This window comes from Vibrio sp. 2-2(8) (genome assembly GCF_963888495.1).
Classification (GTDB): domain Bacteria; phylum Pseudomonadota; class Gammaproteobacteria; order Enterobacterales; family Vibrionaceae; genus Vibrio; species Vibrio anguillarum.
In genome coordinates this window covers 412,317-432,519 of sequence record NZ_CAWPJM010000033.1, presented here as the reverse complement: position 1 = coordinate 432,519, position 20,203 = coordinate 412,317, and the positions used below count along the sequence as shown (strand labels likewise).

The window sequence follows — 20,203 nt, the reverse complement described above, 5'->3', positions numbered from 1 at the left end:
AAGGTCGTGCAGGTGAGAACGTTGGTGCACTTCTACGTGGTACTAAGCGTGATGAAGTAGAACGTGGTCAAGTACTAGCGAAACCAGGTTCAATCACTCCACACACTAAGTTCGAGTCAGAAGTGTATGTACTGTCTAAAGATGAAGGCGGCCGTCATACTCCGTTCTTCAAAGGCTACCGTCCACAGTTCTACTTCCGTACAACGGACGTAACAGGCGATATCTCTCTACCAGAAGGCGTAGAGATGGTAATGCCAGGTGACAACATCCAAATGGTTGTAGAGCTAATCGCTCCAATCGCGATGGATGAAGGTCTACGTTTCGCGATCCGTGAAGGCGGTCGTACAGTAGGTGCTGGTGTTGTTGCTAAAGTTATCGCTTAATTTTCGATAATTTATGCACACACTGCATTAAAAAGGGAAGCTTAGGCTTCCCTTTTTGTTTGATGTGACCCTTAGTACATTTCCCTTGCTAATCCTGCTTCGTTTCTGTACTATTTGCCGTCCTTAATTCTCGGTCTTTTTTTTTCGTTCCTTGCTTCCTATGGACGACCGAGCCAAACCTGGAAGCTGAATAATCCGTAAGGAGCAACCGATGCGTCATTATGAAATCGTATTCATGGTGCACCCAGATCAAAGCGAGCAAGTTGCTGGCATGATCGAGCGTTACACTGGTTCTATCACTGAAACTGGCGGTACTATCCACCGTCTAGAAGATTGGGGTCGTCGTCAAATGGCTTACCCAATCAACAAGCTTCACAAAGCTCACTACGTTCTTATGAACGTTGAAGCTGACCAAGCTGTGATTGATGAGCTAGAAACTGCTTTCCGTTTTAACGATGCAGTTCTACGTAACATGATCATGCGTACTAAAGCTGCTATCACCGAGCCATCAATCATGCTGAAAGCTAAAGAAGAGCGTTCTAAGCGTGATGAAACTCGTTTCGATGCAGACGCTGAGTAATTGATTTGATGACCAATCGGATGGAGTTGAGTGGCACTGTCGCAAAACCTCCCATTCGAAGCCAAAGTCCTGCGGGTATTGAACATTGCCGTTTCTGGCTTGAACATCGCTCAACAGTGATAGAAGCTGATTTACCGAGACAAGTCTATTGTCGTATGCCGGTAGTCGTCAGTGGGCATCGGTCAACGAATCTCACTCAACACTTAGTACAAGGCAGCACCATAACCGTAAGTGGCTTTGTCGCTTACCAAACTAGCCATAATGGCGTAGGTAAATTGGTGCTACATGCCGACCACATTACTCAAATTTAAGATCAGGAGATAGCCCATGGCTCGTTTCTTCCGTCGTCGTAAATTCTGCCGTTTCACTGCAGAAGGCGTACAAGAGATTGATTACAAAGATGTAGCAACTCTTAAAAACTACATAACTGAAGCTGGTAAAATCGTACCTAGCCGTATCACTGGTACTAGCGCTAAATACCAACGTCAGCTAGCTCGTGCAATCAAGCGTTCTCGCTACCTAGCTCTATTGCCATACACTGATAAACATCAGTAATTGGCACCGTTTATTAAGAAAGAGGATTAATCAATGCAAGTTATTCTACTTGATAAAATCGGTAACCTAGGCAGCCTTGGCGACACTGTAAGCGTGAAATCTGGTTATGCTCGTAACTTCCTTATCCCACAAGGTAAGGCTGTAATGGCAACTAAATCTAACGTTGAAATGTTTGAAACTCGTCGTGCTGAACTTGAAGCTAAAGTTGCTGAGCAACTTGTTGCATCTCAAGCTCGTGCTGAACAAGTTAACGCTCTTGAAGCTGTTGTTATTACTTCTAAAGCGGGCGATGAAGGTAAACTATTTGGTTCTATTGGTACTCGTGATATCGCTGACGCTATTACAGCGGCAGGTGTTGCAGTATCTAAGAGCGAAGTTCGTCTACCTGAAGGTGCTCTACGTAACGTAGGTTCTTTCGAAGTGAGCATCCAACTTCACTCAGAAGTGTTTGCAACTGCGAAAATTCAAATCGTTGCTGAGTAATTTCAGTCTTCGGATGAATTGAAAACACCAGCCTTGGCTGGTGTTTTTTTTGTCACCCCTAAACCACCGCCTTGGGCGGTGGTGATTGAACCTTGGGGCTATTGCCCGCAGAAGTGCCCATGTTAGAAGTAAACCTCTTATTCACCACAAGTAAGAGGAAACAAAAAACATGGGCGACTACAGAAGTTCATCACATGTCCATTGGCGTTGTAAATACCACATAGTTTGGACGCCGAAATACAGATTCAAGATCCTGAAAGGGAATGTAGGTAAGGAGCTTTATCGCTCAATCTATATTTTATGCAATATGAAAGATTGTGAGGTATTGGAACTAAATGTTCAGCCGGATCATGTTCATCTGGTTGTGATAGTTCCACCAAAAGTTTCTATCTCAACGTTGATGGGAGTGTTGAAAGGACGTTCGGCAATTCGGTTGTTTAACAAATTCCCCCATATAAGAAAGAAGCTCTGGGGGAATCATTTTTGGGCAAGAGGTTACTTTGTCGATACGGTTGGCGTAAATGAAGAAATCATCAGACGGTACGTCAGACACCAAGACAAGAAAGATCAAGAATATGAGGTGCAGTTAGAGTTGAAGATGAACTAACAGCGCGAGGATGCCCCCTTTCAGGGGGCTGTAAACCAAAGCCGCCTTCTAAGAAGGCGGATTTTTACTTCAAGCAAAAATTATATTGATAGTTATGTGCACTATTAAATGTACATATAATTATCATTTATGTTTATCTCGTTAATATATAAGTTAATTATTGTAATAAATCTTCGAGTTATTTTGGCTATTGTCTTTTTTGTGACCATTTTATTTGACGCTCGTTTTGCACTATTTTTCCGTGCTACTGGTGATGTTGGTTTTCTTGATCCATTTTCAATGAGCGAATCATTCGCAGTCACGTCGCTGGTGGTTGATTGGATGTAAGTCGTCAGCGGATGCTAATAATAACTCTCTAGGATTGAGAAATGAAAAAAGTACAACGTCAAATGAAGTGGCTATTCCTCGCAGCCTCTATCAGCGCAGCACTACCAGTATCAGCCGCGAAAATGGTGCAGGTTGATGATCCAAGTCTACTAGAACAAACTTTATCCATGCAGGCTCGCAGTATTGTGCCAACACAAAATGGCTTTCAGGTGGTAAAAAGCGTCACTCTACCTAATGGTAAAGTCAAAGTTCGTTACCAGCAGATGTATCATGGTTTACCGGTCTTTAATACGTCAGTCGTAGCAACGCAAACTGAGAAAGGTATCGGCCAAGTTTACGGCATGATGGCGCAGCAAATTGATTCTGATGTGGTAAGCACTTCACCACAAGTTGAACAAAAGCAGGCGGTTAGTATTGCACTTACGCATTACCAACAACAAAACCCATCACTGACGAGTGCGGATCTTGTTACAGAAAACGAGCGTGCTCAATTGATGGTGCGTTTGGACGAAAACCAAATAGCTCAAATGGTTTATTTAGTCGACTTCTTTGTTGCAACCAATGAGCCTGCACGGCCATTTTTCTTTATTGATGCGAACTCTGGTGACGTATTACAAACTTGGGAAGGATTAAACCATGCAGAGGCGACGGGTACTGGACCTGGTGGAAATCAGAAGACAGGTTTTTATCAGTACGGAACAGATTTCCCAGGGTTAGTGATAAATAAAGTAGGCAACACCTGTAGCATGGTGAATAGCGCTGTAAAAACCGTGGATATGAAGCATGCGACATCGGGTGGTTCAACGTTCAGCTATTCATGTACCGACGCGAGTAATTACAACGATTACAAAGCGATTAATGGCGCTTATTCACCGCTTAATGACGCACACTACTTTGGTAAAGTGGTGTTCGATATGTACAAAGACTGGATGAACACCACTCCATTAACCTTCCAGCTAACTATGCGTGTGCATTATGATAGCAACTATGAAAACGCCTTCTGGAACGGATCGTCCATGACCTTTGGTGATGGCCAAAATACATTTTATCCATTAGTGGATATCAACGTCAGCGCGCATGAAGTGAGCCACGGCTTTACCGAGCAGAACTCAGGGCTTGTTTACCAAAATATGTCTGGTGGTATCAATGAAGCGTTCTCTGATATTGCTGGGGAAGCGGCTGAATTTTATATGAAAGGCAGCGTTGACTGGGTGGTCGGGAGCGACATTTTCAAATCTTCCGGTGGCTTACGTTATTTTGATCAACCGTCAAAAGATGGCCGTTCTATCGATCACGCTTCTCAATACTACAATGGATTAAATGTTCACTATTCAAGTGGTGTGTTTAATCGCGCGTATTATTTGCTAGCCAACAAAGCCAATTGGTCGGTTCGTAAAGGTTTTGAAGTGTTCACCGTCGCTAACCAGTTATATTGGACAGCAAACAGTACCTTTGACCAAGGTGGATGTGGCGTCGCAAAAGCGGCACAAGACTTAGGTTATAACAAAGCGGATGTGGTTGATGCCTTTAACCAAGTGGGCGTAAATGCTAGCTGTGGCGTAGTGCCTCCAACGGAGAATGTGCTAGAAAAAGGCAAACCAGTAATAGGGTTACAAGGTACGCGAAGCTCCGAAGCCTTCTATACCTTTACGGTCGCAAGCTCAACCAGCGCTAAAGTTTCGATCAGTTTGGGCTCAGGTGATGCTGATTTGTATGTCAAAGCCGGCAGCAAACCAACCACTTCTTCGTGGGATTGTCGCCCTTACAAATCGGGCAACAATGAACAGTGCACAATTTCTGCAACACCAGGAACCACCTACCATGTGATGCTCAAAGGCTATAGTAACTACAGTGGTGTAACGTTAAGACTGGATTAATCATCTTTATTGATTAAATTTAAAGGGGCACGAGTCGGTGCCCCTTTGTTATGTAGGAGGGTATTCAACGATAGGTTGTTCAACAACCACGGTGTTTGTTTCTAGTCTTTTCTTGCCAGCTTCTCCGCCTCCACAAATTCGCCTTGTCTTAAGCATCGAAACACCGATTTGTTGTTATGGCTTGCTATCGATATAACCACAGCACTTTTGTTATATGTAGTGTGAAAATGTCGTTAGATAAATTGATGGACGCAATTGCCGATCAAGGTTGGTACATATGGGATGACTTTTTAACACCAGAGCAAACCAAAAACCTACGAGCATGTACGCCACCGCAGTTACAAGTGGCGCGAATTGGCAGGCACGATGCCTTGCAATTAGAGGTTGAAATACGCAACGATAAAATCCAGTGGATTGAAAACAGCATGGGCCTGCCTGTGCAAGACTATTTGCAACGTATGGAGCAAATTCGGCAAGAGGTTAACCGCCACTTTTTTCTTGGGCTATTTGAATACGAAGCTCATTTTGCCAAATATGAAATAGGAGCATTCTACCAAAAACACCTCGACGCCTTTACAGGCAACGCCAGCCGCAAACTGACGACGGTATTTTATATGAATGATCGGTGGTGTGGTGCTGATGCAGGTGAGTTGGTTATTTACGATGTTGAAGATCAGTATCTCGCGACGGTTACGCCGATAGCGGGGCGTTTACTGGTCTTTTTATCCGAACGTTTTCCGCATGAAGTACGACCTACCAATGCTGAGCGTTTCAGCATCGCTGGGTGGTTTCGCATTAATGGCGTGACAGGCAACAAGCTCGATATTGCCAGTTAACGCAAAAAAGCTAATAAGTAAGCGTGGCTTTTGTGCTGCCACGCTCTTTTATCAGCCAAATTTGATCAAGGTAAAATGAGGATGTGAGCTTAATGCCTCCATCATCAATAAGGCATTGGTTTCAATTAAGTGTTCACTTTGTTCATTTTTCAACACAATGCACTCTTGTTGGTGTTCATTGCGCAGAGTGTCCATCGCGGTGCCTGAATAGGTAATACCATTTTTTAAGGTGAGCTTGACGGGCAAATGAAACAAACACGCGAGCTCAATGTAATCATATTGACTGCAAGTGACCATTATTCACTCCTATGACGTTACGCGGGCTTATTAAGATACGCGTTTTGCAAAATGTACATGCGCTTTACGTCACGATATTGGCCATTAATGAAGAATTCTTCAACTAAGTGCCCTTCCTCAATAAAGCCGGCTTTTTGGTATAAATGGATGGCTTTTTCGTTTTCCGTCGACACATGCAGGTAGATTTTGTGTAGGTTCAAAATGGTGAAAGAGTAGTCTAAGGCTTTGTTGATCAAGGTTTGTGCAAACCCTTTTCCTTGGTGCTCTGGCGTGATGATGATCTGAAACTCGCCACTGCGGTGAATGTAATCAATTTCAATTAATTCAACGAGACCGATCAGTTCCTTATCTCGGTTCTCAACCACAAACCGACGCTCGGCGTTATCGTGAATGTGCTTGTTGTACAGCTCTTCCAGCTCATCAAAAGATTCATAAGGCTCTTCAAACCAGTAAGACATAATGTTGCGGTTGTTATTGAGATCATGGATAAAGCGTAAGTCACCGCGCTCTAACGCTCTTAATGATAATTGATTATTCATAGCAAACCTTCATTGAACTAAGGCATTCATCTTATGCCGACTTTGTTGCAATACAAGTGGTTAGTCAGCAATTTTTTAAAATGCGTATGCTTACGTCTTGTGATCTGATGCCGCGAGATGAATCAGTTCGGTCAGTTTGTTTATGCTTTCCTGCCATGCCATGTTGTCTTCAAAGTTCGCTACACTGAAACGGATACAGTGTTGGAATTGCCCTTGTGTTGCAAAAAGATGCCCCGGCAGGAGGCTGATTTTGTTTTGCAGGCTACATTGATAAAGCTCAAAACTATCGATGAATGGCGGAAGTGTCAGCCAGCATAAAAATGAACCTTCAGGTCGACTTAATTGAAACTGCCCTTGCAGCGACGGGTAGTGATTGAGCGAGGTGGTGAGCAATTTGGCAAAGCGCTGCTGGTTCAGTTGGTACGTGCGGCGCATTTTGGCTAGATGCTGACGGTACTTACCACTTTCGAGAAATTCCGCTACGGCTGATTGGATTAAATTCAAGCTGCCCATATTCTCGCTGAGCAATATCTTTTCTATTTGCGCTTGATACTTTCCAGCGATGATCCAACCGATCCTCAGCCGTGAATCCAAGGTTTTGGAGAGCGAATTGATGTAAATAACGCGGCCTTTGCCATCCAGCATCTTCAAGCAAGGTATCGGTTTTTGAAAATACAGGCCACCAAACACATCATCTTCAATAATTGGTGTATCACCACTGACAGCCAAAAGCTGTTTACGTTTTTCCAGAGGCATTTGTGAACCGGTTGGGTTGTTAAAATTAGGCGTGACGAGAATCGCCTTAATCGGCCATTGAGATAGCGCTTGTTCGAGGGCGCTGATGTCGATGCCTTCGACACTATGGCTGGGGATCTCCACCACTTTTAAGCCTAATGATTCAAGCAACAGCAGCGTGCCAAAATAACAAGGTGACTCAACGGCCACAATGTCTTCGCGCTTGGTTAATGCACGAAATGCGAGGCTGATGGCCTGCTGACCGCCATGCGTAATGGCGATTTCTTGTGCTTTGATTTGTAGGCCCAAATCTTGCGATATTTTTAGCAGTTGTTTGACTAAATGGCTATTACCTGGCGGTAGCTGATAGTGGCTAGGAATGTGCGTTTGCTGGCGGCTGTGGCGGCCAATTTCTGCATACAAACTACGAATCGCGGCGCTTTGCGTATTAGGATGCGCTGAACCTGCGGGCATGTGATGTTTCACTGTGGGTTGAACCAAAATTGATTTAGATAAAGAGAGCAGGTCAATGCTATTGGGTTGTGGCAGCGGAATCTCCAAAGGGGTTACAGCACCTTGGACTCGATAGCCTGAACGAGGCTGAGAGTAGACGACATTCATCGCTTCTAACTCTTGATAAGCACGAATAACGGTATTTTTGCTGACAGACAGTTGTTCGCATAGCTGGCGAATGGAAGGCATTTTATCGTGTGCGTGGAATAAACCATCGTCGATGGTCTGCTTAAGATGACGTTTTACCTCAGTATATTTAGGATCCGTGTTTTTAAGCTTACTTTTCATTCTGTACCCACTAAATTATTCAAATCTGTGCCTTTTGCGCATAACTGTACCCAAATAAAGTAGCAGCATAGAATCGATTGTGGCTAGGAATTTTGTGATGTTTGTAAGAATGATCCCGTTCTTGTTTGTCGTGCTATGGGCATCTGGTTTCGTTGGCGCAAGGTTTGGCTTAATGTATGCGGAACCTGCCACGCTGCTCACGCTGCGCATGGTGGCGAACGTGGTGCTTTTTATTGGTTTGCTGTTATTGCTCAAAAGGCGCATTCCGCGTGGTCGCCATTTGTGGCATTCCTGTATAACGGGCGTGTTGATTCATGGTTGCTATTTGGGCGGAACCTACCAAGCGATTTCTTGGGGAATGCCAGCAGGTTTAAGTGCTCTGCTGGTGGGGACGCAACCCATTTTGACTGCGCTGCTGCTGGTTTTTATGAGTACAGAGCGCTTTAATCTGGCGCAGTGGTTAGGGTTAGCTCTTGGGTTTTCTGGGATAAGTCTCGTCTTGATGGGTAACATTGAGTGGCAATCGGAAGTACACAAATGGCCTGCCATTAGTTTGTGTTTGTTATCTCTGCTCGGCATCACGCTCGGCACCTTATATCAGAAAAAATTTTGCCAAGGTGTGGATATGATTGGCAGCGCTACCGTGCAATATGTGGCTGCGTTATGCCTATTTTTACCTTGGGCTTGGAGCTTTGAAACCATGCAAGTGCAATGGACACCGACCTTTATCATGACACTGGTATGGCTGGTTGTGGTGCTGTCATGTGTCTCTATTTTATTGCTGTTGTATATGGTTGAACACGGTGCGGCCTCAAGTGTGGCTTCAGTGTTTTATCTTGTACCGCCAACCACCGCCATTCAAGCATGGCTTGCTTTTGATGAATCATTGGATGGGTTTGGTGTTGCGGGCTTCTGCCTTGCCGTTACGGCTGTTTATCTGGTGGTGAAAAAGCCGAATCTGCTGAGAAAATTGGCGAAACCGGTATTTGAGCGTTCATAAAATTCACCCCTATAAATCGAACTTAGAATGGGGTGCTCTGCTGGTGGTCGGGTAATAAATGGATAATTTCTGACTCGCGGCGGCACCTAATGACTTTGCCAATTTTTTCAGATTGATCTTAAGCGATGCACTCAAAAATGCGCTGCCCTTCCTCTGTTTTCCTAAAATATTTTACTGTGTCATCTAGTTTTAAACTAAGTGAAACACAACTGTCATATTTGCGTCCTAAAGTGAGTTTCGTTCAATACACAACGGCAATAAAGCCTCTTAAGGATATTTGTGATGAAAAAGACAGTAATCGGTGCAATCGCTCTTTTAGGTGCATTGGCAGTTAACCCAGTTTTTGCAAAAGAAACCATTTCTGCTGTTGGCTCTAGCAGCGTAACGCCATTGATGGAAGTTTTCTCTGAAACATATATGAAGAAAAACGCGGACGTGTTTATTGAGGTTCAAGGCCCAGGTTCTTCTGCCGGTATTAAAGCCGCTAAGAACGGCAGTGCGGATATTGGTATGTCTTCACGTGGCCTAAAAAGCTCAGAAAAAGAAGCATCATTAGTTGAAGAAAAGATCGCGCTTGATGGTATAGCGGTGGTTGTGCATCCAAGCAATAAAGTAAAAGGGTTGAGTGCTGAACAAGTCTCTGCCGTTTACCGAGGCGAGATCACGAATTGGAAAGATGTCGGTGGTGAAGACAAACCTATCGTTGCAATTACTCGCGATACCGCATCAGGGACTCGTGGTGCATTCGAAGAGATTATGAAACTGACAAAAAAAATCTCAGACAAGACGGTATCTGCTATCTCTCAACGAGCTCAAGTAGCTAACGGTAACGGTAGTTTGAAAACTATGGTTGCGTCTAACCCTTATGCCATCGGTTACATCTCTCTTGGCACCGTTGATAACACGGTTCATGCCTTAGCGGTAGACGGTACTGATGCATCGGTAGATAACGTGAAAAATGGTTCATACAAAGTGGCTCGTCCTTTCCTTGTACTGTACAAAAAAGGCCAACCATCCGCTCAAACGCAACAGTTCCTTGATTGGATGCTAACGCCTGAAGCTCAAAAACTCGTTGCAGAACATCACTATATCGCAGTGAACTAATAGACTCTCCCATTCGACTTGAAGGTGCAGCGACGTTGTTTCGTTCAGCCCAAACACATGCTTTATCCATGTGGATGGGAATTCACTGACTTGCTGTTTAGCCGCCACTTCAAGTTGTTTGGGGAAATAACTTTAAAAGTTTGCTTAGCCCATCGTTGGGGCTGAGCCTTTTCTATCCACGTCGATTCCATCGAATAGTGAGATTGATACTATGACCATCGCAACAAATAGTGAAAAGCTTATGAACAACGTTTCTACGCAAGCTTCCAAACGTGCACTTCGTGCTAAAAAGCGTGTGGACTGGAAAGAGCGCATTTTCCACGGGTTGTTTCTTACCAGTGCCATTATTGGCATTGTGTCTCTTGCCATCATTGCCTACTTCATTTTCCGCGAAAGTATTCCCGCATTTCAAGAAGTGGGCATCTCGGGTATCGTCCTTGGACAAGATTGGTTGCCGCCAGCTCTGTATGGTGTGGCAACTATGATTGTCGCTTCTGTGGTTTCAACGTTTGGTGCGGTTATCGTTGGTGTGCCTGTGGGCGTACTCACCGCTATCTTTATTGCCGAAGTCGCACCAAAACGTGTCGCGAATATCATTCGCCCAGCCGTTGAATTGCTCGCTGGTATTCCTTCCGTGGTCTATGGTTTCTTTGGTCTTGTGATTATTGTTCCTTTGATTCAGGACATTTTCCAAGTTCCTGCGGGCAATACCATTCTCGCGGGCATTATTGTGCTTGGTGTCATGATCTTACCGACGGTGATTACCGTGTCCGAGACTTCTATTCGCGCGGTCCCTCATGCGTACAAAGAAGGTTCTTTGGCATTAGGTGCATCCAGTATTTTTACCATCTTCAAATTACTGGTACCGGCAGCTCGTTCCGGAATTATGACCGGCGTCATCTTAGGAATTGGGCGCGCGCTCGGTGAAACCATGGCCATTATTATGGTGATGGGCAACGCGCCAGCGATGCCTGAAGGTATTTTAGACTCAGCACGCACGCTGACAGCCAATATTGCGATTGAAATGTCTTACGCAAGTGGTGTTCATGCCAGTGCGCTTTATGCAACAGGCGTTGTGCTATTGGCATTCATCATGATCTTGAATGCTACATTGCTCTATTTAAACCGTGAGAGAGCGAGGTAATAGTGATGGATACAGTAAAACTAAAACGTGCCCGCCAGCTAAAAGATAACGTATTGAAAATATCTATTTGGATTGCGGCCGCTGTAACAGTCGGCTTCCTATTTTGGATTATCTGGTACATCCTTTCTAACGGGCTACAACACGTAGATTGGAATTTCGTTACTGACGATTACACCCGTACTGGCAATGAACACGGGATCTTCCCGATGATCATATCGACGATTTATATGGTGATCGCTTCTATTTCGGTGGCCGCCCCGTTGGGTATTATGACGGCGATTTATCTTACCGAATACGCCAAAATCGGTAGCCGCTTGGTGAAAGTGATCCGCTTTTGTACCGAATCTTTGGCGGGGATCCCCTCCATTATCTTTGGTCTATTTGGCATGACCTTCTTTGTGGTGATTCTAGGCTTAGGCTTCTCTATTTTGTCGGGTGCGCTAACGCTCAGCATTTTGATTTTGCCTGTGATCATTCGGACCACAGAAGAAGCGTTGATGGCCGTTCCTCAAACTTATCGCGAAGGTTCTTATGGTCTTGGAGCCTCAAAAATATACACCATTTGGCGTCTGATTTTGCCAAGTGCAATGCCCGGCATCCTCACGTCAATTATTTTGAGTATTGGTCGTGTTATTGGCGAGTCGGCCCCTGTGTTTTTAACCGCAGGAATGGTGGCACGTATTCCTGATTCATTGCTCGATTCAGGCCGCACCCTAACCGTTCACCTTTACAAGCTCACAACAGAGCTGTTCACGGTTGAAGAGTGGAATCAGGCCTACGGCACAGCAACCGTGCTGATTGTGGTTGTGCTACTGATCAACATGGTGACGAAGCTAATCGCAAGACGATTTAATACCGCTTCTTATTAAGCAGAGCGTTGGGCGCGATTTACAGAATTTTGAGAGATAACAAGAATGAACAAATTTAATATTGAAAACCTAGACCTTTTTTATGGCGATAACCAAGCGCTAAAATCAATCAACCTGCCTATTCCAACTCGTCAAGTGACAGCGCTGATTGGCCCTTCTGGCTGCGGAAAATCGACTTTATTACGCTGTTTGAACCGAATGAATGACCTCATTGAAGGCGTGACTATCACCGGTAAATTGGCGATGGATGGGCAAGATATTTACGGCAATATTGATGTTGCAGATCTGCGTATCAAAGTGGGAATGGTGTTCCAAAAGCCAAATCCGTTCCCAATGAGTATTTATGAAAACGTGGCGTATGGGTTACGCGCACAAGGGATTAAAGATAAAAAGCACATCGATGAAGTGGTTGAGCGCTCGTTGCGCGGCGCAGCGCTGTGGAATGAAGTAAAAGATCGCTTGAAGTCGCATGCGTTTGGCCTCTCTGGTGGTCAACAACAGCGTTTGTGCATCGCACGTACGATAGCGATGGAGCCGGATGTGATTTTGATGGATGAACCAACGTCCGCCCTTGACCCGATTGCAACACACAAAATTGAAGAATTGATGGAAGAGCTGAAAAAGAATTACACCATCGTTATTGTCACGCACTCAATGCAGCAAGCGCGTCGTATTTCTGATCGCACAGCGTTTTTCTTAATGGGGGAATTGGTTGAACACAATGATACACAAGTGATTTTCAACAATCCTAAAGATGATAGAACCATGGGATATGTCAATGGCGATTTCGGCTAGTCACTTATTGCAGCGGCTAACCTGGAATAATAGCGGACTCATTATAACTATAAAGCGATGGTAACTTTGCCCCTCATACAGAGGGGCTTTTTTGTAGAAACTTCATGGCATACATATTCTTATCCGCAATATGTATTAATTGATTAATATTGGCTGAATCTTTAGGAAAAGAGGCAATACCGATACTGGTTGAAAGCTTTGCTCCCACTCCATTATCCACGAAGAAATTCTCTTTAAAACACGCTTTAATGTGGCGTTGCATAATGCTCAGCTCCATCGCATCTACGCTATGGATGATCAGGGCAAACTCATCACCCCCCATACGAAATACCGAATAATCAAAGGTTGGAATCGAATGTGTTAAGCGAAACGCTACTTGCTGCAACACACTGTCCCCTGCTTTATGACCATTTTGGTCGTTAATGGGCTTAAAGCCATTTAAGTCGAGAAGAAAGAGAGAGAAGGGGTTGTTGGTAGAAATTTGATTCAGCTCTTCAAACATAGCAAGGCGGTTAGCAAGCCCAGTTAGAGGGTCAGTTAATGCTAAGGTACGCTGAGCAACCGCTTCTTTATGAAAAATATAGCTAACTAAGCCAATGCAACCCAGCATCAAGAACATCAGCAGAAATTGTACCTGTGTTAGCCTATTTGCTTTTTCTTTTTGCTCTAGATAGATAGGGCTTTGCAGTTGAAAGTTTTGGTTTACATAGCCGATAACTTGGTCGTAAATCAAGTGGGCATGTTTTTCAAATACAGCCAATGACTTTTGATCTTTAACGGCCAGCAATAAGCTTTCTAATATTTTGAAATCATCAAAGTTGTTCTTAAAGAAATGCTGGGAATCCGTTCTACCCATAAAATTATCCGATTCCTTACTCGTTAGAATCAAGTCAAAACGGCTCCAAATCAGCTCATACTGCAGCCAAGTGTGCGCTCTCTTCTCCTGTGAATCTAAGTAATAAGGAATCGAAGCAACCAGCTCAGAATACTCTTTGGTGAGCTGGAATAAATACCAAGTTGCATAGTTACGCTGGTCTGTATAGGAGTTGGCTAAAGAGCGTGTGGTCGAAAGTATATACAAATTAGCGACGATCAAGGTGGCTGACAGGACAATCAACAGTGTTTTTGCCCGGTATAGCAAGGGGTGTAAAGTGCTGTGTTTTGTAAAATTCATTATTTACCGTGAATCAATAGTTTTTCTAACTGCCACACCATTTGGGTGTAATAAATGCCATTGTCTATTTGTGGATATTTATCTAGATTGTAGATCAGCCAAAACGGCCCCTTGTTTCTTATTTTCATTTCATCGCCATTCATGTGATAAGCAATAATGGGTTCATAGCGAGTTAAGTTTTCAATTGCAATATTAGCGGCGTAATCATTAATGGCCAAAAATGATACAGAAGAAACCTGTCCAACTTGCAAATGATTAATTAAATCAATAACTTTAAAACCAGTGAAAGTATTTTCTTTTGGTAACCAAGGAAGCTGAGTCGTGAAGGTTTCACGAGGCAGTATCTCTGCCAATTGTGCAAGAGAATAAGTAACCCGATCTTGGTTTGGGAGGGTAATAGTTAAGCTTGCAGCATGAACAAATAAGCTGAAAAAAATAAGTGGTAAAGCGGTTATCCATCTCATCATAAACTACCTTATTTACTTCTGCTTTTTTCTTAGAGCATAGGCTAAAAGTATAAGGTGATAATTTAATCAATGAAATTATTTTCTATTTATATTTCTGTTAATTTGGTCGAATCAATCTTTAGTTTAGAACAAAAAATCCCCACATAAGTGGGGACTTGCATATTGAAATGTTATTAGTGCCGTTACTGCTGCATTGTTTACTAAAATATGAGATGTGCTACACCAGCTATCACTGGCAGTGTAATGAGCGTACGCAGAATAAATATGACAAACAGCTCAAGTATGTTGACAGGAATTTTGCTGCCTAACATTAATGCACCCACTTCTGACATATAGATCAACTGAGTCACTGACATGGCCGCAATCACGAAACGTGTCATTTCATTATCAATGGAAGCTGCAAGAATCGCGGGAATAAACATATCCGCAAAACCGACCACAATGGTTTGAGATGCTTGAACAGCCTCAGGTACACCAAGTAATTCTAGAAAAGGAATAAACGGTTGGCCCAATACAGAAAATACAGAGGTGTATTCTGCAACAATCAGAGCCAGAGTACCCAAGCCCATCACGACAGGTAGCACACCAAACACCATATCAACAGCGTTACGCATGCCTTCAGCGAAGATCGATTTTGCAGATTTAACTTGGCTTGCTTTCGCCAGTGCTAATTCCATCCCCCATGAGAACGAGGTATGGCCGCTTGGAACTGCATCGGCATCTTTAGCTGGAGAGGTACCATCAATATAAGTGTTCTTTTTGAAACTTAATGGTGGCAGGCGAGGAATGATGATCGCTGCAACAAAGCCTGCAAGGCAAATGGTGCCATAAAAAGGTAGGAACAGATGCTCTAGCTTAACTTGCGCAATAACGACTAAGCTGAAGGTAATTGAAACGGCAGAAAACGTTGTACCAACAATAGCGGCTTCACGCTGTGTGTAGAATTTGCTTTCGTACTGTTTGCTGGTCAGCAAAATACCGACACTACCGTCGCCCAACCAAGAAGCCATGCAGTCGATTGCGCTACGGCCTGGAAGGTTGAAAACTGGACGCATGATTCTGCTTAATAAACTACCAAATAGCTCCAGTAGCCCGAAGTTAAGCAGTAAAGGCAGCAAAAGCCCTGCAAAAATAAATACAGAAAATAAAGTGGGTAATAAACCCTCAAGAACCATACCGCCAGTGTTTTCTTCCCAGATAGCCTTAGGGCCGATTTGGAAAAACGTCATGATGACGGCGATACCACCAAATACACGGACGGCTAACCAAAGAGCCGATGGATTAAAAAGCCCATTTAAGAAAGGACTCTTTGTAATGAATGCAGGTTGAAAAATTTTACATAAAATGGAAGCTGCAGACATAAAGGCGATGATCACTGTCACTATTGCAACAAGGTAATCGCCCAAAATAGCTTGGATAGATTTAGCAAGGACGGCAACTGGAATGGTTAAGTCACCTTGGTAGCTAATTGGCGCCATAAACAAAAATAGACCAATTAACGAAGGGATGAAAAACATCCAAAAGCTACTTTGTGTTGGTGCTACAGGAGCTTCAATAGTTTGAGCGTTATCTTGCATGTCGTGTCTCGTATTACTGCGGGTCAATAGTCACCAACTGGTGGCATAAAAATGCACTAAATAGCTCTATTTAGTCATTGCAGGCAAGAATATCTATTTTTAAGATGGCTTGCAATACTATTCATTAATCAAGGTTAAGTATTCAAACAAAAGAGCTGTTATTCTCAGATAACATGGTCATTTGTTTTGTTATTGTTGCATTGGTTAATAATCTGTTGGTGATTGAGGCGTGCGTTTTAAAAAGAGTTAAGGAGGGCTGAGGAAAATTGGGCGGTTAAGGTGGTAAGAGGGACGGGTCAGTCAAAGGCCTTTAACCGCAGGCTAAAGGCCAAAAATGTATAGGTCCAATGAGCTTTATTGAGCTGTACTGATATTCAAACGTTGTAGGCTAACGCTGAGCGCATCATCGAATTGACTAAAGAAATTATCTTCACCGACCAAATCAACAATCCCCGCTTTTTTCAGTTTCATTGCAACACGAGTATTTGCACCAGAGATCAACACTTGCACATTCTTTTTATGGAAGTTTTCGATCATTTCCTCAATGGATTGCAGGCCAGTAATGTCCATAAATGGAACCCATTTAAGGCGAATAATTAAAATTTCTGGCTGCTCTTGAATGCTGCTCATCACACGCTCAAAGGTTTCAGCCGCAGCAAAGAAAAATGGGCCTTCTAAGGCATAAACGGCGAGCTCTCTTGGTAACTGAGTTTGCCCATGACGAAGCAGCTCAGCACTGAGCTCATGGTGTGTACTGGCTTTTACCTCAACACTAGATGCCATACGTTTTACAAAGTGAAGGGTAGCGATGATCACCCCGATGTTGACGGCGACAACTAAGTCAGCAAACACGGTTAATCCAAAGGTTAGCAACAAAATAACCACATCGGCTTTGGGTGCACGTTTAACCAATTTAATAAAGTGGGGAACTTCACTCATGTTCCATGCTACGACGAACAAAATCGCACTGAGTACTGCCAGTGGAATATTGACGGCTAATGGTGCAAGTGCAATAAGGATAATGACCAGAGTGAGCGAGTGCACCACGCCCGAAAGTGGGCTTGTCCCCCCGTTGCGTATATTGGTTGCAGTACGTGCAATGGCGCCTGTTGCTGCAATACCACCGAAGAGCGGAGCCACGATATTAGCGATACCTTGGCCGACTAATTCTTGGTTTGAGTTGTGTTTGGTGCCCGCCATACCATCGGCGACCACCGCCGAAAGCAATGATTCAATCGCACCTAGCATGGCAATCGCAAAAGCAGGGCCAATCAATAGAATAATTTGAGAGAAGCTAACTTCTGGAAGCGAAAACTCTGGCAGTCCTTGAGGTATGCCTCCAAAAGCCGATCCAATCGTGCGGATCCCTTCAAAGCCAACAAAATATTGCAACACGGTAACGGTGACGAGAGCAAGCAGTGGCCCTGGCACTTTCGAGAGCTTCGGGATCTTAGGACCGAAGATAACCAGCGCGAGTGAAAATAACGCAAGGCCTGTTGTGGCCCAATCCATCTGCGGAAAGGCATGGAAAATAGACACTAATTTTTGATGAAAATGCTCACCTTCGATCTTGGGGAGGCCGAAGAACTCTTGCCATTGCCCAACCCAGATGATGACACCGATACCGCTGGTGAAGCCGACGATTACGGGGTCAGGAATATAGCGGATGATGCTACCGAGTTTTGCGACCCCTAGAACCAATAGAATCACACCGGCCATCATAGTGGCTATCTGCAACCCGCTGACCCCATACTGGCTAACAATTCCAGCAAGTATCACGATGAAAGCACCCGTTGGGCCAGCTATCTGCACTCGCGAGCCGCCAAACAGTGAAACGATAACGCCTGCAATAATGGCGGTGTATATCCCTTGCTCCGGTTTCACGCCAGAAGCAATAGCAAATGCCATCGCCAGTGGCAGAGCGACAACCCCTACAATCAAACCTGCACTGATATTATTTAGCCACTGTTTTGGTCGTAGCAGACCGGCTTTATAGGATTCATATACGGCAAACATAATTGATAACCTTATTGAAAATAGGGGAAAATAGAAAGCGCGGTGGATTCTACGCTCATTTAAAATGCTGTAAAGAGGGGTGAATATTCAACTGAGGTTATAAATATAGTGGTTCGGCGGCGGAATTTTTACTATTTAGAGTTGTGGATGTGAGTCTATTTTCTTATGATTCATTAGGTAGGATGTTTTTTATACAGAGATGGAGTTTGTGATGATTAATAAACGTTTTTTTAAAACAAAAGAAGAAGTCGAAGTGACCTTTGAAGTGGACGCCCCAGATACGGCTGGCAATGTTGCGATAGTAGCGGACTTTCTTGACTGGCAACCAGAACCGATGAAAAAGGTGGCGAAAAGTAATAGTTTTAAATTTAAAACCCGTTTGCCTAAAGATGCTGAATTTCAATTTCGTTACTTGTTGGATGACCAACAATGGGTTAACGATCCTAGCGCTGACCAGTACATTGCCAATGGTTTTGGCGAGGAAAATAGCCTAGTAACGACTTATCAATAGGTTGTTGATAAATCTTGTGAAAGCGTGAAACATGATTAGGACAGTACTCATTTTTACGTGTAATTGTTGATTTGTTATAAGGCACTCCGGTGCCTTTTTTGACCATAGAATCACACGATATAGGTGACTTTTGAAACAGAAAGTCTTAATCTTGAGGCTCTTTTGACTTAATCCACAGGATAGATAGTGCTTCCTCGTTCTCTCATTCTGCGCTTTTCTGAGCTTTCACTTCCAAAAAAAGCGTCGATTATTGGCCTACCGATTGTCGCGGCCATCGCATTTTCCTCGTCTATTCAGGATAGCTCCTTACAGCGCCAAATTGAGCTCTCTATTACCGAAACTCAAATTGTTCAGTCGATTTTATCTGATGCTATTGAGGTAAAAAATCTTCCGGATTTTGAATATGAGATTAAATCTGGTGACAATTTAAGTACTATCTTTAATCAACTTGGCTTTGGTTACCAAGACTTGATGAAGATTATGGAAACCGATTTAAACTACCTCGCATTGGATACGTTAAAACCTGGCAACATCCTCAGGTTTTGGAAAGCGCAAAATGGAAATGCGCTTTCCAAAATGGAGCTAGAATTTAGCCTAGTCGAGCGCGCGGTATATTCACGTTTAGATGATGGTACCTATGAGTTTCAAGATGTTAAAATACCGGGTGTATGGAAAGAGTTCGCCATGGTTGGCGAGATCCAAGGCAGCTTTTCTCAGTCGGTCAATTCGATAGGGTTAGGCAGCGCTGAGATAGAACAGATCGTCTCTTTACTTAAAGATAAACTCAATTTCTCTCGTGATCTTAGGGTTGGCGATCGATTTGAAGTGGTTCAATCTCGTCAATTTGTCGGTGAGAAATTGACGGGCAATCGTGAAATCCAAGCGATTAAAATCTACAGTCGAGGCAAAGACGTTTCTGCTTATTTACACCGTGATGGGCAGTACTATGACAAAAATGGCGATAGTTTACAGCGCGCATTTCAACGCTATCCGACGACAAATAAACGCATTACCTCTAACTTTGATGCGCATCGCCTGCACCCAGTCACAAAAAGAGTAGCTCCGCACAATGGTACTGATTTTGGTGTACCAGTCGGTACTCCGGTATTCTCGACTGGCGATGGTACGGTGATCATGACGCGTAAGCACCCTTATGCGGGTAATTACGTGGTGATACAACATGGCAGTACTTACAAAACACGCTATTTGCATTTGAGTAAAATTTTAGTGCGTAAAGGTCAGAAAGTATCGCGAGGTGAGCGGATCGGTTTATCTGGGCAATCGGGCCGAGTCACTGGACCTCATCTGCATTATGAGCTGATGGTTCGAGATCGCGCAGTGAATGCCATGACCGCCAACATACCAATGGCAAACTCAGTGCCTAAAAAAGAGATGGCGGGGTTTGTTGCAAGGCGTAATGAACTCGATTCTATGCTTCAGCAGCAAGAACTGCGGTATGCCACCAGTGAGTCTTCGGCTGACCAAGAGTCTTAATGTGATAGCATAATGGATATTAGTAATCCCTC

Annotated in this window: 22 protein-coding genes and 1 pseudogene; 16 read left to right on the top strand and 7 right to left on the bottom strand. The window is 43.8% G+C overall.

The window, feature by feature from the left end; genetic code table 11:
* The 9 genes and pseudogenes from tuf to AACV12_RS11150 all read left to right on the top strand — a co-directional run.
* Positions 1-383 (top strand): annotated as a pseudogene (gene tuf / locus AACV12_RS11190) (elongation factor Tu); the annotation flags it as partial.
* Between the two features lie 211 nt (positions 384-594).
* On the top strand, positions 595-963 hold the full coding sequence (gene rpsF / locus AACV12_RS11185) for a 30S ribosomal protein S6 (RefSeq protein WP_013857919.1): 369 nt from the start codon (positions 595-597) through the stop codon (positions 961-963).
* 8 nt (positions 964-971) lie between these two features.
* Positions 972-1,274 carry a primosomal replication protein N gene (priB, locus tag AACV12_RS11180; RefSeq protein ID WP_026029170.1) on the top strand — a complete coding sequence of 101 codons (303 nt, stop codon included), beginning with the start codon at positions 972-974 and terminating at the stop codon, positions 1,272-1,274.
* 16 nt (positions 1,275-1,290) lie between these two features.
* Positions 1,291-1,518: a 30S ribosomal protein S18 gene (gene rpsR / locus AACV12_RS11175; protein WP_000090472.1), complete on the top strand. Its 228-nt coding sequence runs from the start codon at positions 1,291-1,293 to the stop codon at positions 1,516-1,518.
* A 33-nt stretch (positions 1,519-1,551) separates the two neighbouring features.
* Entirely contained in the window at positions 1,552-2,001 is a 450-nt protein-coding gene (gene rplI / locus AACV12_RS11170; protein WP_013857917.1) for a 50S ribosomal protein L9, read from the top strand.
* Between the two features lie 169 nt (positions 2,002-2,170).
* Positions 2,171-2,608: an IS200/IS605 family transposase gene (gene tnpA / locus AACV12_RS11165; protein WP_170900343.1), complete on the top strand. Its 438-nt coding sequence runs from the start codon at positions 2,171-2,173 to the stop codon at positions 2,606-2,608.
* A 183-nt stretch (positions 2,609-2,791) separates the two neighbouring features.
* Positions 2,792-2,935 carry a hypothetical protein gene (locus AACV12_RS11160; protein ID WP_017045961.1) on the top strand — a complete coding sequence of 48 codons (144 nt, stop codon included), beginning with the start codon at positions 2,792-2,794 and terminating at the stop codon, positions 2,933-2,935.
* A 41-nt stretch (positions 2,936-2,976) separates the two neighbouring features.
* The gene (empA, locus tag AACV12_RS11155; protein ID WP_170900342.1) at positions 2,977-4,812 is read left to right on the top strand and encodes a zinc metalloprotease EmpA; all 1,836 of its coding nucleotides are present in this window, start codon (positions 2,977-2,979) and stop codon (positions 4,810-4,812) included.
* Positions 4,813-5,039: 227 nt separating this feature from the next.
* Positions 5,040-5,648, top strand: coding sequence for a 2OG-Fe(II) oxygenase (locus tag AACV12_RS11150; RefSeq protein WP_170900341.1), 609 nt, complete (start codon positions 5,040-5,042; stop codon positions 5,646-5,648).
* Between the two features lie 51 nt (positions 5,649-5,699).
* Here the strand turns inward: AACV12_RS11150 and AACV12_RS11145 are convergent, their stop codons facing one another.
* The 3 genes from AACV12_RS11145 to AACV12_RS11135 form a co-directional block, all read right to left on the bottom strand.
* Positions 5,700-5,945, bottom strand: coding sequence for a Rho-binding antiterminator (locus AACV12_RS11145; RefSeq protein ID WP_170900340.1), 246 nt, complete (start codon positions 5,943-5,945; stop codon positions 5,700-5,702).
* Positions 5,946-5,962: 17 nt separating this feature from the next.
* Positions 5,963-6,484: a spermidine N1-acetyltransferase gene (gene speG / locus AACV12_RS11140; protein ID WP_170900339.1), complete on the bottom strand. Its 522-nt coding sequence runs from the start codon at positions 6,482-6,484 to the stop codon at positions 5,963-5,965.
* A 90-nt stretch (positions 6,485-6,574) separates the two neighbouring features.
* Positions 6,575-8,020, bottom strand: a complete 1,446-nt coding sequence (locus AACV12_RS11135; RefSeq protein ID WP_170900338.1) for an aminotransferase-like domain-containing protein — start codon at positions 8,018-8,020, stop codon at positions 6,575-6,577.
* Between the two features lie 97 nt (positions 8,021-8,117).
* On the opposite strand from AACV12_RS11135, the gene AACV12_RS11130 reads away from it, so the two are divergent.
* The 5 genes from AACV12_RS11130 (at position 8,118) to pstB (ending at position 12,932) form a co-directional block, all read left to right on the top strand.
* The gene (locus AACV12_RS11130; protein ID WP_026027683.1) at positions 8,118-9,020 is read left to right on the top strand and encodes a DMT family transporter; all 903 of its coding nucleotides are present in this window, start codon (positions 8,118-8,120) and stop codon (positions 9,018-9,020) included.
* A gap of 282 nt (positions 9,021-9,302) precedes the next feature.
* Positions 9,303-10,124, top strand: a complete 822-nt coding sequence (locus AACV12_RS11125) for a phosphate ABC transporter substrate-binding protein (protein ID WP_170900337.1) — start codon at positions 9,303-9,305, stop codon at positions 10,122-10,124.
* Positions 10,125-10,335: 211 nt separating this feature from the next.
* A complete protein-coding gene (gene pstC, locus AACV12_RS11120; RefSeq protein WP_017045968.1) occupies positions 10,336-11,268 on the top strand; it encodes a phosphate ABC transporter permease subunit PstC in 933 nt (310 codons plus the stop codon).
* Between the two features lie 5 nt (positions 11,269-11,273).
* The gene (gene pstA / locus AACV12_RS11115; protein ID WP_026027681.1) at positions 11,274-12,137 is read left to right on the top strand and encodes a phosphate ABC transporter permease PstA; all 864 of its coding nucleotides are present in this window, start codon (positions 11,274-11,276) and stop codon (positions 12,135-12,137) included.
* Positions 12,138-12,182: 45 nt separating this feature from the next.
* Positions 12,183-12,932, top strand: coding sequence for a phosphate ABC transporter ATP-binding protein PstB (gene pstB / locus AACV12_RS11110; protein ID WP_013868112.1), 750 nt, complete (start codon positions 12,183-12,185; stop codon positions 12,930-12,932).
* A gap of 73 nt (positions 12,933-13,005) precedes the next feature.
* On the opposite strand, the gene AACV12_RS11105 is transcribed toward pstB, so the two are convergent.
* From AACV12_RS11105 to AACV12_RS11090, 4 genes are all read right to left on the bottom strand, one after another.
* Positions 13,006-14,106: a GGDEF domain-containing protein gene (locus tag AACV12_RS11105; protein WP_094128048.1), complete on the bottom strand. Its 1,101-nt coding sequence runs from the start codon at positions 14,104-14,106 to the stop codon at positions 13,006-13,008.
* A complete protein-coding gene (locus AACV12_RS11100) occupies positions 14,106-14,573 on the bottom strand; it encodes a molybdopterin-dependent oxidoreductase (RefSeq protein WP_013868110.1) in 468 nt (155 codons plus the stop codon). Before AACV12_RS11100 ends, AACV12_RS11105 begins: the two co-directional genes overlap by 1 nt.
* Positions 14,574-14,773: 200 nt before the next feature.
* Positions 14,774-16,150, bottom strand: coding sequence for a YjiH family protein (locus AACV12_RS11095; RefSeq protein WP_026027937.1), 1,377 nt, complete (start codon positions 16,148-16,150; stop codon positions 14,774-14,776).
* 354 nt (positions 16,151-16,504) lie between these two features.
* The gene (locus AACV12_RS11090) at positions 16,505-18,166 is read right to left on the bottom strand and encodes a SulP family inorganic anion transporter (protein WP_013868108.1); all 1,662 of its coding nucleotides are present in this window, start codon (positions 18,164-18,166) and stop codon (positions 16,505-16,507) included.
* Between the two features lie 211 nt (positions 18,167-18,377).
* Here AACV12_RS11090 and AACV12_RS11085 point away from each other — a divergent pair, with 211 nt between their 5' ends.
* Both AACV12_RS11085 and AACV12_RS11080 read left to right on the top strand, forming a co-directional pair.
* A complete protein-coding gene (locus AACV12_RS11085; RefSeq protein WP_026027568.1) occupies positions 18,378-18,677 on the top strand; it encodes an isoamylase early set domain-containing protein in 300 nt (99 codons plus the stop codon).
* A gap of 186 nt (positions 18,678-18,863) precedes the next feature.
* Positions 18,864-20,171 (top strand): peptidoglycan DD-metalloendopeptidase family protein, encoded by a 1,308-nt coding sequence (locus AACV12_RS11080; RefSeq protein ID WP_017050287.1) that lies wholly within the window; start codon positions 18,864-18,866, stop codon positions 20,169-20,171.
* The last annotated feature ends 32 nt before the right edge of the window (positions 20,172-20,203 follow it).

Coding starts and splice junctions, on each gene's coding strand:
- rpsF (WP_013857919.1), top strand. CDS start 595: ATGCGTCATTATGAAATCGTATTCATGGTGCACCCAGATCAAAGCGAG.
- priB (WP_026029170.1), top strand. CDS start 972: ATGACCAATCGGATGGAGTTGAGTGGCACTGTCGCAAAACCTCCCATT.
- rpsR (WP_000090472.1), top strand. CDS start 1,291: ATGGCTCGTTTCTTCCGTCGTCGTAAATTCTGCCGTTTCACTGCAGAA.
- rplI (WP_013857917.1), top strand. CDS start 1,552: ATGCAAGTTATTCTACTTGATAAAATCGGTAACCTAGGCAGCCTTGGC.
- tnpA (WP_170900343.1), top strand. CDS start 2,171: ATGGGCGACTACAGAAGTTCATCACATGTCCATTGGCGTTGTAAATAC.
- empA (WP_170900342.1), top strand. CDS start 2,977: ATGAAAAAAGTACAACGTCAAATGAAGTGGCTATTCCTCGCAGCCTCT.
- AACV12_RS11150 (WP_170900341.1), top strand. CDS start 5,040: ATGTCGTTAGATAAATTGATGGACGCAATTGCCGATCAAGGTTGGTAC.
- AACV12_RS11145 (WP_170900340.1), bottom strand. CDS start 5,945: ATGGTCACTTGCAGTCAATATGATTACATTGAGCTCGCGTGTTTGTTT.
- speG (WP_170900339.1), bottom strand. CDS start 6,484: ATGAATAATCAATTATCATTAAGAGCGTTAGAGCGCGGTGACTTACGC.
- AACV12_RS11135 (WP_170900338.1), bottom strand. CDS start 8,020: ATGAAAAGTAAGCTTAAAAACACGGATCCTAAATATACTGAGGTAAAA.
- AACV12_RS11130 (WP_026027683.1), top strand. CDS start 8,118: ATGTTTGTAAGAATGATCCCGTTCTTGTTTGTCGTGCTATGGGCATCT.
- AACV12_RS11125 (WP_170900337.1), top strand. CDS start 9,303: ATGAAAAAGACAGTAATCGGTGCAATCGCTCTTTTAGGTGCATTGGCA.
- pstC (WP_017045968.1), top strand. CDS start 10,336: ATGACCATCGCAACAAATAGTGAAAAGCTTATGAACAACGTTTCTACG.
- pstA (WP_026027681.1), top strand. CDS start 11,274: ATGGATACAGTAAAACTAAAACGTGCCCGCCAGCTAAAAGATAACGTA.
- pstB (WP_013868112.1), top strand. CDS start 12,183: ATGAACAAATTTAATATTGAAAACCTAGACCTTTTTTATGGCGATAAC.
- AACV12_RS11105 (WP_094128048.1), bottom strand. CDS start 14,106: ATGAATTTTACAAAACACAGCACTTTACACCCCTTGCTATACCGGGCA.
- AACV12_RS11100 (WP_013868110.1), bottom strand. CDS start 14,573: ATGATGAGATGGATAACCGCTTTACCACTTATTTTTTTCAGCTTATTT.
- AACV12_RS11095 (WP_026027937.1), bottom strand. CDS start 16,150: ATGCAAGATAACGCTCAAACTATTGAAGCTCCTGTAGCACCAACACAA.
- AACV12_RS11090 (WP_013868108.1), bottom strand. CDS start 18,166: ATGTTTGCCGTATATGAATCCTATAAAGCCGGTCTGCTACGACCAAAA.
- AACV12_RS11085 (WP_026027568.1), top strand. CDS start 18,378: ATGATTAATAAACGTTTTTTTAAAACAAAAGAAGAAGTCGAAGTGACC.